The 14,154-nt window shown below is 76.0% G+C and carries 11 protein-coding genes; 10 read left to right on the top strand and 1 reads right to left on the bottom strand.

The features are described 5' to 3' along the window. Positions 1-50 precede the first annotated feature (50 nt). Positions 51-662: a DUF998 domain-containing protein gene (locus tag OG559_RS00535; RefSeq protein WP_405110935.1), complete on the bottom strand. Its 612-nt coding sequence runs from the start codon at positions 660-662 to the stop codon at positions 51-53. Positions 663-851: 189 nt separating this feature from the next. On the opposite strand from OG559_RS00535, the gene aspS reads away from it, so the two are divergent. The 10 genes from aspS (at position 852) to alaS (ending at position 14,108) form a co-directional block, all read left to right on the top strand. Continuing rightward, positions 852-2,657, top strand: coding sequence for an aspartate--tRNA ligase (gene aspS / locus OG559_RS00530; RefSeq protein WP_405110932.1), 1,806 nt, complete (start codon positions 852-854; stop codon positions 2,655-2,657). A 68-nt stretch (positions 2,658-2,725) separates the two neighbouring features. Further along, positions 2,726-3,541, top strand: a complete 816-nt coding sequence (locus OG559_RS00525; protein WP_405110929.1) for a sugar nucleotide-binding protein — start codon at positions 2,726-2,728, stop codon at positions 3,539-3,541. 85 nt (positions 3,542-3,626) lie between these two features. Beyond that, positions 3,627-4,220 (top strand): helix-turn-helix domain-containing protein, encoded by a 594-nt coding sequence (locus OG559_RS00520; protein WP_405110926.1) that lies wholly within the window; start codon positions 3,627-3,629, stop codon positions 4,218-4,220. Continuing rightward, positions 4,217-5,536, top strand: a complete 1,320-nt coding sequence (locus OG559_RS00515; protein WP_405110923.1) for an MFS transporter — start codon at positions 4,217-4,219, stop codon at positions 5,534-5,536. Before OG559_RS00520 ends, OG559_RS00515 begins: the two co-directional genes overlap by 4 nt. Before the next feature lie 99 nt (positions 5,537-5,635). Then, positions 5,636-5,866 carry a hypothetical protein gene (locus tag OG559_RS00510; RefSeq protein ID WP_161691417.1) on the top strand — a complete coding sequence of 77 codons (231 nt, stop codon included), beginning with the start codon at positions 5,636-5,638 and terminating at the stop codon, positions 5,864-5,866. Positions 5,867-5,941: 75 nt separating this feature from the next. Continuing rightward, positions 5,942-7,438, top strand: coding sequence for a replication-associated recombination protein A (locus OG559_RS00505; RefSeq protein WP_405110920.1), 1,497 nt, complete (start codon positions 5,942-5,944; stop codon positions 7,436-7,438). A gap of 2,432 nt (positions 7,439-9,870) precedes the next feature. Beyond that, positions 9,871-10,488 (top strand): hypothetical protein, encoded by a 618-nt coding sequence (locus OG559_RS00500; RefSeq protein WP_396674065.1) that lies wholly within the window; start codon positions 9,871-9,873, stop codon positions 10,486-10,488. Between the two features lie 149 nt (positions 10,489-10,637). Further along, positions 10,638-11,099: a DUF948 domain-containing protein gene (locus OG559_RS00495; protein WP_161691421.1), complete on the top strand. Its 462-nt coding sequence runs from the start codon at positions 10,638-10,640 to the stop codon at positions 11,097-11,099. 28 nt (positions 11,100-11,127) lie between these two features. Beyond that, positions 11,128-11,433, top strand: a complete 306-nt coding sequence (locus OG559_RS00490; RefSeq protein WP_405110917.1) for a hypothetical protein — start codon at positions 11,128-11,130, stop codon at positions 11,431-11,433. Beyond that, the gene (alaS, locus tag OG559_RS00485; protein ID WP_405110915.1) at positions 11,430-14,108 is read left to right on the top strand and encodes an alanine--tRNA ligase; all 2,679 of its coding nucleotides are present in this window, start codon (positions 11,430-11,432) and stop codon (positions 14,106-14,108) included. Before OG559_RS00490 ends, alaS begins: the two co-directional genes overlap by 4 nt. Positions 14,109-14,154 lie beyond the last annotated feature (46 nt).

Below are 14,154 nucleotides of genomic sequence, written 5' to 3'. Positions count from 1 at the left end.
GGAGAAGGCGGCGACCGGCGGGCGCGTCCGAGCGCCGGCCGAAGGGCCGGTCACGGGGGACCGGCTGCTCGCCGTCGACCACCACGGAGGGCCAGCACCGCCAGCAGCGGGCAGAGCGCCTCGGCCCCGGCCGCCACCCGCTCGGCGAGGCCGAGTCGGGCGCCGCCGCCGACCAGCTCCACGACCAACCAGCCCACCAGGCCCAGCAGCAGCGCCGCCGCGGCCGTACCGGGGAATGCCGGCACCGCGGCGGCGTCGCCGGGCGGGCGGCGCGCGGGCGTGGCGAGCGCCGGCCAGAGCGCCAGCGCGCCGAAGGAAACCACGGCGGCGGCGCGGTGCGGGGCGGCGGTGCCGCTCATGGCCGGCAGCGGGAGGGCCGCCACGGCCAGCGTGGCCACCCCGCCGAGGGCGAGCAGCAGGCGGCCGGCGGGCCGCGCCGGCCGCAGCCCGGCCGCGGTGACGCAGTGGCACAGCCCCAGGCCGAGCAGCCCGACGGTCATGATCCACCGGTCCGCGGCGTCGACCGCCGCGAGCGCGCTGATCGTGCCGCCCACCTGGTCGAAGCCGCCCGGCTGCCGGCTCGCCGCGAGCGTCCAGCCACCGATCAGGAACACCGGGGCGGCGGCGGAGGAGAGCAGGGCCCAGCGGGGTACGGCGCGCACCGCCACACGGTACGCGGGCGCGCTCCGCGACCGCCATCGGCGGCGCGGGACGGGATCCGGCCGGCGTGCGCCGGGCTCGCCCGGTGGCGGCGCCGTCCGGGTGCCGTCCGCCGCCCGGTGGCGGCGGGGGGCGGGGCGCCCTGACAGAATGCGGGAGCAGACCGACCGCAGACGAGGGAGACGCAAGCCGTGATCCGTACCCATGACGCCGGCAGCCTGCGCGCGACGGACGCCGGCACCACGGTGACGCTCGCCGGGTGGGTGGCCCGCCGGCGCGACCACGGCGGTGTCATCTTCGTCGACCTGCGCGACGGCTCCGGCATCGTCCAGGTGGTCTTCCGCGAGGAGGACGCCCACGCGCTGCGCAACGAGTTCTGCGTGAAGGTGATCGGCGAGGTGACCCGCCGCCCCGAGGGCAACGAGAACCCGGAGCTGCCCACCGGCGGGATCGAGGTGACCGCCAGCGAGCTGGAGGTGCTCTCGGAGGCCGCGCCGCTGCCGCTGCCCGTCGACGACCAGATCGAGGCCGGCGACGACATCCGGCTCAAGTACCGCTACCTCGACCTGCGCCGGGGCGGCCCGGCGAAGGCGATGCGGCTGCGCTCGCGGGCCAACCAGCTCGCCCGGGGCGTGCTGCACGACCGGGACTTCCTGGAGATCGAGACCCCGACGCTGACCCGGTCCACCCCGGAGGGCGCCCGCGACTTCCTGGTCCCGGTCCGCCTCCAGCCCGGCAGCTGGTACGCCCTGCCGCAGTCCCCGCAGCTGTTCAAGCAGCTGCTCATGGTGGGCGGCATGGAGCGGTACTACCAGATCGCCCGCTGCTACCGGGACGAGGACTTCCGCGCCGACCGGCAGCCGGAGTTCACCCAGCTCGACATCGAGATGTCCTTCGTCACCGAGGACGACGTGATCGACCTCGGCGAGGCGATCGTCTCGGCACTGTGGAAGGACCTCGCCGACCACGAGATCTCCCGGCCGATCCCGCGGATCACCTGGCACGACGCCATGGCCCGGTACGGCTCCGACAAGCCCGACCTGCGCTACGGCGTCGAGCTGACCGAGCTGACCGACTACCTGCGCGGCACCGCGTTCCGGGTCTTCGCCGGCGCGATCGACGCGGGCGGGTACGTCGGCGCGGTCGTCATGCCGGGCGGGGCCGGCCAGAGCCGCAAGGAGCTGGACGGCTGGCAGGACTGGGCCAAGGCGCGCGGGGCCAGGGGCCTGGCGTACGTGGTGCTCGACGCCGAGACCGGCGAGGCGCGCGGCCCGGTGGCGAAGAACCTCTCCGCCGAGCACCTGGCCGGGCTGGCCGACGCCGTCGGCGCGAAGCCGGGCGACGCGGTCTTCTTCGCCGCCAGCACGGCCACCCGGGAGGCGCAGGAGCTGCTCGGCGCGGCCCGGATCGAGATCGCCAAGCGGGCCAAGCTGATCGACGAGTCCGCGTGGGCGTTCTGCTGGGTCGTCGACGCGCCCATGTTCGAGAAGACGGACGAGGGCGGCTGGACGGCCGTGCACCACCCGTTCACCTCCCCGAACACCGAGTGGGTCGACCGGTTCGAGGAGGCCCCGGACCGGGCCCTCGCGTACGCGTACGACATCGTCTGCAACGGCAACGAGATCGGTGGCGGCTCCATCCGTATCCACCGGGGGGACGTGCAGAAGCGGGTGTTCGACCTGCTCGGCATCACCCCGGAGGAGGCGCAGGACAAGTTCGGCTTCCTGCTGGAGGCGTTCAAGTACGGCGCACCGCCGCACGGCGGCATCGCGTTCGGCTGGGACCGGGTCTGCATGCTGCTCGCCGGCGCCGACTCGATCCGTGAGGTCATCGCGTTCCCGAAGACCCGGGGCGGGTTCGACCCGCTGACCGGCGCGCCGACGCCGATCACCGGGCAGCAGCGCGCCGAGGCGGGCATCGACGCCAAGCCGAAGTCGGCCGCCGCCGCGCACACCGGCACCGCCGGCCCGGCCGCCCCGGTGGCGGACCCGGTCTGACCGGTCTTTCGCAGGGTTCGGCGGGGCGTCACCGAGGTGGCGCCCCGCCGCCGTGGAGGGGGAAGAGCGTGACTCTGCTCGTGGTGGGCGCCAGCGGGTACCTCGGCGCCGAGGTGTGCCGGCAGGCCGTCGCGGCGGGGGAGCGGGTGGTCGGCACGTACCACGCGAACCCCGTCGAGCTGGCCGGGGTCGAGGCGCGCCGGGTCGACGTGACCGACCGGGCCGCCGTGCGCGCGCTGGTCGCGGCCGTGCGGCCCGCCGCCGTGGTGAGCACCCCCTACCGGTACGACGACTGGACGGTCACCGCCGACGGGGCGGCCCACGTCGCGTACGCCGCCGCCGAGGCGGGGGCCCGGCTGGTGCACCTGTCCAGCGACGCGCTGCACGCCGGCCGGCCCGAGCCGTACGCCGACGACGAGGTGCCCACCCCGGTCTTCCCGTACGGGGCGGCGAAGGCGGCGGCGGAGACCGCCGTGCGGGTGATCGACCCGGGGGCCGCGCTGGTGCGTACCTCGCTGATCGTGGGCGACGAGCGGAGCAAGCAGATCCGGCTCTGCCTGGACGCCCTGGCCGGCCGGGCGATCCTGTTCACCGACGAGGCCCGCTGCCCGGTCGACGTGGCCGACCTGGCCGCCGCCGTGCTGGAGCTGGTGGCGGGCGACCACGCCGGCCCGCTCAACGTGGCCGGCCCGGAGGCGGTCAGCCGCGCCGAGCTGGGGCTGCTGGTGGCCCGCCGGTTCGGCATTGACCCGGCCGGCCTCAAGACCGCCACCAGCGCCGCGTCGGGCCTGCTCCGCCCCATCGAGGTACGCCTCGACAGCTCCCGCGCCGCCGGCCTGCTGCGCACCCGCCTGCGCGGGGTCACCGAGCTTCTCGCCTCCTGAGCGTCCCCACGGTCGCTGTCAGATGTTGCACACTTTCTATGCACAATTATTGTGCATAGAAAGTGTGCATGGATACTGTGCAGGCATGGACAGCGAAACCTCGCCAGGAACGCCCAGTGCCGTCCGGCTGGACCACCGACAGGTGCGGGTGCTCGCGCATCCGCTGCGGCTGCGGCTGCTCGGCGCGCTGCGGGTCGCCGGCCCGGCGACCGCCACGGACCTCGCCGGGAAGCTCGACACCAACACCGGCGCCACCAGCTACCACCTGCGGCAGCTCGCCGAGGTGGGGCTGGTCGTGGAGGACCCGGATCGGGCCATCGGCCGGCAGCGCTGGTGGCGCGCCGCGCACGACGTCACCGACTGGGAGCCGACGGACTTCGACGACGACCCGGACGCCCGGGCCGCGATCGAGTGGATCCAGGGTGACCAGGTGCGACTGCTCGCCGAGCGGGCCGAGCGGTGGTTCGCCGCCCGCCCCGAATGGTCGCCCGCGTGGCGGGATGCCGCCGGCATGAGCGACGCCCTGCTCCACCTGGGACCGGCCCGGCTCCAGGCGCTCGAAGCGGAGATGTGGCAGGTCCTCATGCGCTACCGCGAGGAGTCCGTCCCCGACGAGTCGGACGTCCAGCCGGTGCACGTCTTCCTGGCCGGGTACCCGATGATCGGAGAGAACCGGTGAGCGCGCTCACCGTGCGCCAGGTCCGGTTCCGCTACCTCGCCCTCTACGGCCTGCGCTGGCTGCCCACCGGCCTGCTGATCCCGGTCATGATCCTGCTGATGCAGGAGCGCGGCCTGACGCTGTCCCAGATCGGCCTGGCCGTCACCGCGCAGGGCCTGGTGGTGCTGGCGCTGGAGCTGCCCACCGGCGGGGTCGCCGACGCGCTGGGCCGCAAGCCGGTGCTGGTCACCGCCGGGGTGCTCAACCTGGTCTCCCTGGCGCTGTTCGCGGTGGCCGACTCCGTCGCCCTGTTCTTCCTGGTCTTCGCGGTGCAGGGGGCCTACCGGGCGCTCGACAGCGGCCCCCTGGAGTCCTGGTACGTCGACGCCACCCTCGCGGCCGACCCCGACGCCGAGTACGAGCGTGGCCTCGGCCACGCCGGCACGGTCGCCGGCGTCGCCATCGCGGTCGGCGCGCTGCTCAGCGGCGGCCTCATCGCGCTCGGCCCGGTCGGCCCGGTGAGCGCGCTGACCATGCCGGTGCTGGTCGCCTTCGCGTTGCAGGCGGTGGCGCTGGCCGCGCTGCTGACGCTGCTGGTCGAGGTCCGGCCCGGCCGGGGATCCGGGGCGCTGCGCGCGTCGGTCGCCGAGGCGCCCCGGATGGTCGGCCAGGCGTTCGGCCTGCTGCGTCGCTCCCGGGTGCTGCTCGCCCTGGTGGCGGTGGAGCTGTTCTGGGGCTTCGGCATGGTCACCTTCGAGTCGTTGCTGCCGGTCCGCCTCGCCGAGGTGGTCGGCGACCCCGAGCGGGCCGCCGCCCTGCTCGGCCCCGCCAGCTCCGCCGCCTGGCTCGCCTCGGCCGCCGGGGCCGCGCTGACCCCGCTGCTGCTGCGCTGGCCGGGGGCGGCGCCCGGCGCCGCGCTGCTGCGGGTTCTCCAGGGCGCGACCGTGGTCGGCATGGGGTTGCTCGCCGGCCCCGTCGGGGTGCTGGTGGCGTACCTGGCCTGCTACACCGTGCACGGCGCGTCGAACCCGCTGCACCTGGGGCTGCTGCACCGGCAGGTCGACGGCCCGTACCGGACCAGCGTGCTCTCGCTGAACTCGATGATGGGCCAGCCGGCCGGCGCCCTGGGCGCGGTGGCACTGACCGTGCTGGCCGACCGCACCAACGTCAGCACGGCGATGCTGGTCGGCGCGGTGGTGCTCGCCCTGGCCGCGCCGCTCTACCTGCCGGCCTGGCGGGCCGCCCGTCGCGCGACCCCGGCCCCCGCGCCCGGTTCCGCGCCCGATCCCGCCGGGACGGTCGCCGCGTCCGTAGGGGCCGCCGACCCCGGGCGGTGACTGACCTGCGCGGACGGCCATCCACGGTGGAGATTGGCGACCGGACCGGTTGGGTACATCACCCGGCGACCTACTGTGAACCCCCACCGGAGGACCGACATGCTCGCCATTCTCGCGGCCATCGTCTTCGGCTTCGCCCTGTTGATCGACCTGCTCGACACCAACTTCGGCGCACCGGACCTTTTCAACGTACACACCCTGCTGATGCTCGGTCTGCTGCTGCTCTCCCTCTACCTGGCCGGCGTCGGCAGTGGCCCGCGCGGTGGCGGCGGCGGTGGCGGCGGTGGCCGCGGCCGCTGGTACCGGGGCCGGCGCCCGGGTCGAGGCTGACCGGAATCGATCACTCCGGGCCGGGTCCGCGCCGCAGTTCCGGCGGCGCGGACCCGGCCCGGTAGTGTCTTCCTGATGGAGTCCGACGCCCTCTTCTCCCTCGGTGCGCCCGCCGGGGCGCCCGGCGCCCCCACGGGGTCCGTCGGTGTCGACGGCTTCACCCCGGTGTCGGCCGACTCGCCCCTGCCCGTCCGGATGCGCCCGGCCGGCATCGACGAGCTCGTCGGGCAGGACCACCTCCTCGCCCCCGGCGCCCCGCTACGCCAGCTCGTCGGCGGCGTCACCCCGATGTCGGTGATCCTCTGGGGCCCGCCGGGCAGCGGCAAGACCACCATCGCCCACCTGGTGGCCCGGGCCACCGACCGCCGCTTCGTGGCGATGTCGGCGCTCTCCGCCGGGGTGAAGGACGTCCGCGCGGTGATCGACACCGCCCGCCGGCAGCGCCGCTCGGGCGGCCCGCCGACCGTGCTGTTCATCGACGAGGTGCACCGGTTCAGCAAGACCCAGCAGGACTCGCTGCTCGCCGCCGTCGAGGACCGCACGGTCACCCTGCTCGCGGCGACCACCGAGAATCCGTACTTCTCGGTCATCTCGCCGCTGCTGTCCCGGTGTGTGCTGCTCACCCTCCAACCGCTGGACGACGCCGCCGTGCGCGGCCTGCTGCGCCGCGCGGTCACCGACCCCCGCGGCCTCGCCGGCGCGCTCACCCTCGAGACCGAGGCCGAGGACCACCTCGTCCGCCTCGCCGGCGGCGACGTGCGCAAGGCGCTGACCGCGCTGGAGGCGGCTGCCGCCTCGGCCACCGCGCTGGGCGTCGAGCGGATCGAGCTGGCCACCGCCGAGCAGGCGGTGGACGTCGCCGCAGTGCGCTACGACCGGGCCGGCGACGCCCACTACGACGTCACCAGCGCCCTGATCAAGAGCATGCGCGGCTCCGACGTGGACGCCGCGCTGCACTGGCTGGCCCGGATGCTGGTGGCCGGTGAGGACGCCCGGTTCATCGTCCGGCGCCTGGTCATCTTCGCCAGCGAGGACGTCGGGATGGCCGACCCGACCGCGTTGGGCGTGGCCACCGCCGCCGCCCACGCGGTCGAGTTCGTCGGCCTGCCCGAGGCCCAGCTCAACCTCGCCCAGGCGGTGATCCACCTGGCCACCGCGCCGAAGTCCAACTCGGCGACCAGCGCGATCGGGGCCGCGATGGCCGACGTCCGCGCCGGGCGGGGCGGGGCGGTGCCCCGCAACCTGCGCGACGCCCACTACTCCGGGGCCCGCGGGCTCGGTCACGGCGTGGGCTACCGCTACCCGCACGACGACCCCCGAGGGGTGGTCACCCAGCAGTACGCTCCGGACGACCTCGTCGGGGCCGACTACTACCGGCCCAGCGGGCACGGCGCCGAGCGGTCGGTGGCCAACCGGCTGCCGTTGCTGCGCCGGATCGTCCGAGGGCTGCCCGCCCCGGCGCGTCCGGACGCGCCGGCCCCCGCCGGGAACGGCCGCCACCTGTCGGGCAACGGGCACGCCACCGTGGCGGACGAGGACGGCGCAGACGCCGTCGGGGAGGGTCAGCAGTGAGATCCCGTGGTTCGGAGCGACCGGAGGACGACCCCGACGAGCGGCGCGAACAACGCGCCAAGGGGCGTCGGTGGGGTCGGGGCCGACCCGACAGCGAGCCCGAGGAGCCGGTGAGCGGCGAGGAGTTCGGCTGGATCGACGACCTGCGGTCCGCCAAGCAGCAGCGCGCCGAGCTGGGCCCCGACGGCCTCCCACCCGGCGAGGTCCCGCCGTCGGGCCGCCCCGACCCGGCGGCCCGGCGCGGCCCGGCCGGCCCCCCGGCCGCGCCCCCGGTGCGCGGCGGTGAACCCGGCCCCGCCCGGCCCCGCCCGGTCGACGGGCCGTGGCCCGGTTCGCCGGAGCCGGGCCCCCGCCCCGCCCCGGCCGCCCCGCCCCGCCCGCCGCACGGCTCGCCCCCGTCAGCGGCGACCCCGCCGGTCCGCCCAGCTCAGGGCCCGACCGCTCCGGCCGCACCACCGACCGCTCCGGCCCACCCGCCGTACCCCGCGGCGCAGCCGGCCCACCCGCCGTACCCGGCAGACGCCGCGCCCCGGCCTCCGCAGGTCGGCCCGGAGCCGGCCCGCGACCAGCCTCGTGCGGCCGGTCCCGGCGGCCCGGTGGGCGGCCCGCCGGGGGACCGACCCCGGCCGCCGGGAGCCACGCCGGGGGCCGGCGTCCCCGGACACTCCCCCCGCCCACAGGGCCCGCCGGCAGCTCCGGCCGTAGGCGGGGGCCAGCCCCCGACCGGCGGCTGGCCGGTCGGCCCGGGTGGGCCGCCGCCCACCGGCCGGGCCACCGCCGCCGCACGCCGCCCGGCCCCGGAGCCGACCCCGCCGCCACGCCGCGCCACGCAGGCGCAGCCCCCCGTCGTCGGTGCGGCCCACCCGGCCCCGGCCGACCCGCCCCGGCACGAGCCGGGGGAGCACCCCGGCCGGGTCCCCGGCGGTCCCGTCGCGGCCGGGCCGGACGAGCCGACCGGCCGTGGTGTCGCCGGGCCGGTCCCGCCCGTCGCCCGCCCGACCGGTCGCCGGCGTGCCACCGAGGAGTCGCCGCCGGTCGTCCCGCTCAGCGGCAACGCCCCCCCGGTGCCCGGGCTGCCGGCCGGTCCGCCGCCGACCGCGGCCCAGGGCGAGGGCGGGCTGCGGACCGGCCGGCCCGAGCCGGGCCCGGACGAGACCGCCGCTCGCCGCCGGGTCACCCCCGCCGGCCCGGCGGACGAGGGCCCCGAGGAGCGGGGCGGGGCGACGTCGGGCAGGGGCGACCGTCCGCAGCGCCCGGCGGAGTGGCTCCGCCAGGCCGGCCGCGGCAGCCATACCGACCCCGCCATGCCGATGGTCAACCGTGCCGCCGTGCCGCCTGCGCCGCCGGCCGTCGTGCCCCCGGTCGGGGAACCGACCGGCGCCCGCCGGATCGTCGGCGAGGCCGGGCGGGCGTCAGTCGGCCGGAGCCGGCCGGGTGCCGCGCCCGCCGCTGGGCCGGGGGATTCCGGCCCGCCCGCCGCCGCCCGGGCCGCCGCCCCGCCCCGCCCGCCGGCGGCTCCCCGCCCCGGCGAGGTCGGGCCGCCCCGGGAACCGGGTACGGGCGAGATCCGGCCGCCGCACGAACGCGTCGCCGGTGAGGCCCGGCCGCCCCGGGAACGGATCCCGGGCGAACCGGGCACCGGCGAGGTCGGTGGGCCCCGCGACCCCGGGACCGGCCAACTCCGACCGTCGGGTCCGGCGCGGGGCACCGCCCGCCCCGGCGCGCCCGCTGACGCACCGCACCCGGGCCGGGCGGCCGTCCCCGAGGACCGCCGGTCGCCGGCCGGCCCGACCGGGCTCGTCCCGCGCCCTGGTGCCGCCCCCGCCCCTGGTGCCGCCCCCGCCCCTGGTGCCGCCCTGGCCCCTGGTGCGGCCCCCGGCGTCCGGCCGGGTGTCCGGCCCGGCGCTGCCGGTCCGCGCCCGGGTGTCGAGTCCGCCCCGGGAACTCCGCCGGAGGCCGGGGTCCGCCCAGGCGTCCCCGCAGGCCGGGCGGCCCCGCCCGGCGCTCCGCCCGGCCGGGCGACCCCGCCCGGCGCTCCGCCCGGCCGGGCGACCCCGCCCGGCGCGCCCGCCAACCCCGCCGTCCGTCCCCCCGCGGCCCGGGTGGCGGCCCCCGCCGGCCGGCCCGACAGCGGGCCAGAGGACCGGGTGGCCGGTCGGGCCGCCCCGCCACAGCACGAGCCGGGTCGCGGCGAGCCCGCCACCGGCCCGTCCCCGGCCCGGCCCGAGCAGCCACCCGCAGTCGCCCGGGCCACCGTGGTGGTGCCTCGCGCCGACGCCCCCGCCGACCGACCCGGGCCGGAGCCCGCCGGGCAGACCGCGGGCGGGGCGACGCTGCGGCCCGACGGCCCCGACGGCGCTGACGACCCCGCCGGGGACGCCACCGCCGGCCCCGGCGGCCTGCGCGGTGCCCGCTCGGAGCTGCGCCGGCGGATGCGAGAGCGCCGCCGGCTCCGGATGGGCGTGCTCGCCCTGGTCAGCCTGGTGCTGCTCGGCGCGATCCCGCTCTACTTCGGCCTCCGGGCGCTGAGCCACGACCCGGTCTTCGACACCCTGGACGAGCTGGACGTGCCCGGCTGGGCGGCCACGGAGAGCGTCGACAACGTCAGCGGCAGCCGCTGGTGCCTGGAGGAGTGCCGGCTGCGCGAGCGCACCGTCTCCTCCGAGCGGCCGGTGAAGGAGACCACGCAGGCGTACGAGCGAGCCCTGACCGGGGACGGCTGGCGGGCGTGGAAGGTGAGCCGCTGCCCGGAGCAACAGGCAAAGGGTGTGTACACGTGCTGGCGCCGCGACGAGCTGACCCTCGACCTGTGGGTGCGCGAGCCGACCTGCGTCCCGCCGCCGGTCGACGGCGAGCCCGCGCCGACGCCACAGGCCTCGCCCGCAGCGCGGGAGTGCACCGGCTCGTTGGTGTCGGTGAAGGTCCGCAACGCGATCGACGACGAGCGGACCCGGCCGCAGCCGAGCACCGACCCGTCACTCACCGGTGAGGATCCCTTCCCGACCCTGAGCGAGGATCCGCTCGGCGAGCCGACACCCTCACCGTCGTGAGCCGGGTTTCATAACTGACGGTAGGGTCTGGGGCTGGCAGGCCCGCCTGCTCCCGCTGATCCGGCGAGGGTCGTCGAGCGCCGGTGCGGGTATGACGGTCGCGCGTTCCGGGACGTCGGGTCCTGGAACTCTGCTTGAGGAGGACATGCGTGGATGGTGGACAGATCGCTGCGCTGATCGCGGCCGGCGCGTTCCTGATGCTGGTGCTCGTGCTGGCGGTGCCGATCCTGCGCCTGCGGCACACCGTGGATGCCACGACCCGGATGATCAACGATCTCAATGACCGCACCGCACCGCTGCTCGGGGACGTCAACACCACGGTGAAGAACGTGAACACCGCGCTGGAGCAGGTGCAGACCTCGCTGGACGGGGTGAACCTCCAACTGGCCAAGGTGGACACCATGACCACCCATGCCCAGAACGTGACGGCGAACGTGGCGAACCTGGCCACCGTGGTCTCCGCCGCCGCGGCGAACCCGCTGGTGAAGGTGGCCGCGTTCGGCTACGGCGTGCGACGGGCCGCTTCCGCCCGACGCAACGCCGAGACCGAGCGTGACGTACGCGACACCATCAAGCAGCAGCGTCGCGCGGCCAAGCGCGGCAACGGCTGAAGCCGGCCGGCGACGGAGGGATGAAATCATGAGGCGCCTGTTCTGGCTGGGCATCGGGCTGGCTGTCGGCGTGGTGGTGGTCCGTAAGGCGACGCGTACCGCGCAGGCGTACACGCCGGCCGGCATCGCCGGCGGCCTGTCACAATCCGCCGGCGGTCTGGTGGAGTCGCTGCGTGGCTTCGTGGAGGATGTCCGGATCGGGATGGCCGAGCGGGAGCAGGAGATCCACGAGGCATTCGCCCGGGGTGAGGCGTTCGACGACCAGTTCGCCGAGCTCCGGGAGGACCCGCACATCGGCGACCGAGAGATCTTTCCGGAGGATCGCCAGCGATGAGGACGGCGGAGATCAAGCGGCGGTACCTCGCGCACTTCGAGGCGAACGGCCATGCCGTGGTGCCGTCCGCTCCGCTGCCCGCCATCAGCGACCCGAACCTGCTGTTCGTCAACGCCGGCATGGTGCAGTTCGTCCCCTATTTCCTGGGGCAGCAGGCTCCGCCCCATCCCCGGGCGGTCAGCGTGCAGAAGTGCATGCGCACCCCGGACATCGACGAGGTCGGCAAGACCAGCCGGCACGGCACGTTCTTCCAGATGAACGGCAACTTCTCCTTCGGTGACTACTTCAAGGACGGGGCGATCTCGCTCGCCTGGGACCTGGTCACCAAGCCGGTCGCGCAGGGCGGCTTCGGGCTGGACCCGGAGCGCGTCTGGCCGACGGTCTACCTCGACGACGACGAGGCGTACGGCCTCTGGCGCTCCGTGGGCGTGCCGGCCGAGCGGATCGTCCGCCGGGGCCGGGCGGACAACTTCTGGTCGATGGGGATCCCCGGTCCGGCCGGGCCGAGCTCCGAGATGTTCTACGACCGGGGCCCGGAGTACGGGCGTGCGGGCGGGCCGGAGGTCGACGAGGACCGGTACATGGAGTTCTGGAACCTCGTCTTCATGCAGTACGAGATCGCCGACATCACCAGCAAGGAGCACTTCCGGATCGTCGGTGAGCTGCCGGCGAACAACATCGACACCGGCATGGGCCTGGAGCGGATGGCCTCCATCCTCCAGGGCGTCGACAACCTCTACGAGATCGACGAGGTCCGGCCGATCCTGGACCGGGCCGCCGAGCTGACCGGCAAGCGGTACGGCGCGCACTCCGGCCAGGTGGCCAGCGAGTCACACCCCGACGACGTGCGGCTGCGGGTGATCGCCGACCACGTCCGCACGGCGCTGATGCTGATCGGCGACGGCGTCACCCCGAGCAACGAGGGGCGCGGTTACGTGCTGCGCCGGATCGTGCGCCGCGCGATCCGGTCGGTGCGGCTGCTGGGCTACCAGGACCGGGCGCTGCCCGAGCTGCTGCCGGTGGCCCGGGACTGCATGGCTCCGTCGTACCCGGAGCTGGCGGCCGAGTTCGGCCGGATCTCCCAGTACGCGTACGCCGAGGAGGACGCCTTCCTCTCCACGCTGCGCGCCGGCACCACGATCCTGGACACGGCGATCGCCGAGACCAGGTCGGCGGGGAAGGCGGCGCTGACGGGCGACAAGGCGTTCCAGCTGCACGACACCTACGGCTTCCCGATCGACCTGACCTTGGAGATCGCGGCCGAGCAGGGCCTGACGGTGGACGCCGAGGGCTTCCGCCGGCTGATGGCCGACCAGCGCAACCGGGCCAAGGCCGACGCGCGGGCGCGCAAGACCGGGCACACCGACGTGTCGGCGTACCGGTCGGTGCTGGACGCGGGCGGGCCGGTGGAGTTCACCGGTTACACCGAGCTGAACCGGGAGTCCCGGGTCCGCGCGGTGCTGGCCGGCGGCGGCGAGGTCGGCGCGGCGGTCGAGGGCGACACGGTCGAGCTGGTGCTCGACACCACCCCGTTCTACGCCGAGGGCGGCGGTCAGCAGCCCGACCAGGGCCTGATCACCGTCGGCGGCGGGCAGGTCGAGGTCTTCGACGTGCAGCAGCCGGTGCCGGGCCTGATCGTGCACCGGGCCCGGGTGGTCCGGGGCGAGGTGCGCGCCGGCGAGACCGGGTACGCCGAGATCGACGTGACCCGGCGGCGGGCGATCTCCCGTTCGCACACCGCCACCCACCTGGTGCACCAGACGATGCGCAACTTCCTCGGCGAGTCGGCCACCCAGGCCGGTTCGCTGAACGCCCCGGGCCGGCTGCGGTTCGACTTCAACACCCCGACGGGGGTGGCGCCCAGCGTGCTGCACGACGTGGAGCAGCAGGTCAACGAGGTGCTCCTGGCCGACCTGGAGGTGCACGCCTTCATCACCACCCAGGAGGAGGCCCGCCGGATCGGCGCGATGGCGCTGTTCGGCGAGAAGTACGGCGAGCGGGTCCGCGTCGTCGAGGTCGGCGACTACGCCCGCGAGCTGTGCGGCGGCACCCATGTGGCCCGCTCGGCGCAGCTCGGCCTGGTCAAGATCCTCTCCGAGGCGTCGGTCGGCTCCGGGGTGCGGCGGATCGAGGCCCTGGTGGGCATGGACGCCTTCGGTTTCCTGGCCCGTGAGCACCTGCTGGTCTCCCGGCTCGCCGAGCTGTTCCGGGTGCCCGGCGACCAGGTCGCCGACCGGGTGGAGCAGACCGTCACCCAGCTCCGCGACGCGGAGAAGGAGCTGGAGAAGCTGCGCGCCCAGCTCGTGCTCGGCGGCGCGGCGGCCCTGGCCGGGCAGGCGAAGGACGTCCGCGGGGTGGCGTACGTCGGCACCGAGGCGCCCGAGGGCGCGGCCGGCAACGACGTGCGGACCCTGGCCCAGGAGATCCGGGGCAGGATCGACCCGGCGCGGCCGGCTGTGGTGGCCGTAGCGGCGCGTTCGAACGGCAAGGCGTCCCTGGTGGTGGCCGTGAACGCCGCCGCCCGGAGCCGGGGACTCACCGCGAAGGACCTGGTCAAGGCCGCCTTCTCCGGTCGGGGTGGCGGCAGCGACGACCTCGCCCAGGGCGGCGGCCTGCCGGCCGCCGAGGCGCCGAAGCTGCTCGCCACCGTCGAGAAGGCGATCGCCGACGCGTGAGCGGATCGCACGTCGAGGCAGGGCGGACCATGCCGGTTCGCCCTCA

It is taken from the genome of Micromonospora sp. NBC_01405 (genome assembly GCF_045040155.1).
Classification (GTDB): Bacteria; Actinomycetota; Actinomycetes; order Mycobacteriales; family Micromonosporaceae; genus Micromonospora.
Note: the sequence above shows the minus strand (reverse complement) of the source record. Positions and strands in the feature narration are given on the sequence as shown.

Excerpts from the sequence above, each read along its gene's own strand:
- OG559_RS00520 (WP_405110926.1), top strand. The coding sequence starts at position 3,627 with ATGGACAGCGAAACCTCGCCAGGAACGCCCAGTGCCGTCCGGCTGGAC.
- OG559_RS00510 (WP_161691417.1), top strand. The coding sequence starts at position 5,636 with ATGCTCGCCATTCTCGCGGCCATCGTCTTCGGCTTCGCCCTGTTGATC.
- OG559_RS00505 (WP_405110920.1), top strand. The coding sequence starts at position 5,942 with ATGGAGTCCGACGCCCTCTTCTCCCTCGGTGCGCCCGCCGGGGCGCCC.
- OG559_RS00500 (WP_396674065.1), top strand. The coding sequence starts at position 9,871 with ATGCGAGAGCGCCGCCGGCTCCGGATGGGCGTGCTCGCCCTGGTCAGC.
- OG559_RS00490 (WP_405110917.1), top strand. The coding sequence starts at position 11,128 with ATGAGGCGCCTGTTCTGGCTGGGCATCGGGCTGGCTGTCGGCGTGGTG.
- alaS (WP_405110915.1), top strand. The coding sequence starts at position 11,430 with ATGAGGACGGCGGAGATCAAGCGGCGGTACCTCGCGCACTTCGAGGCG.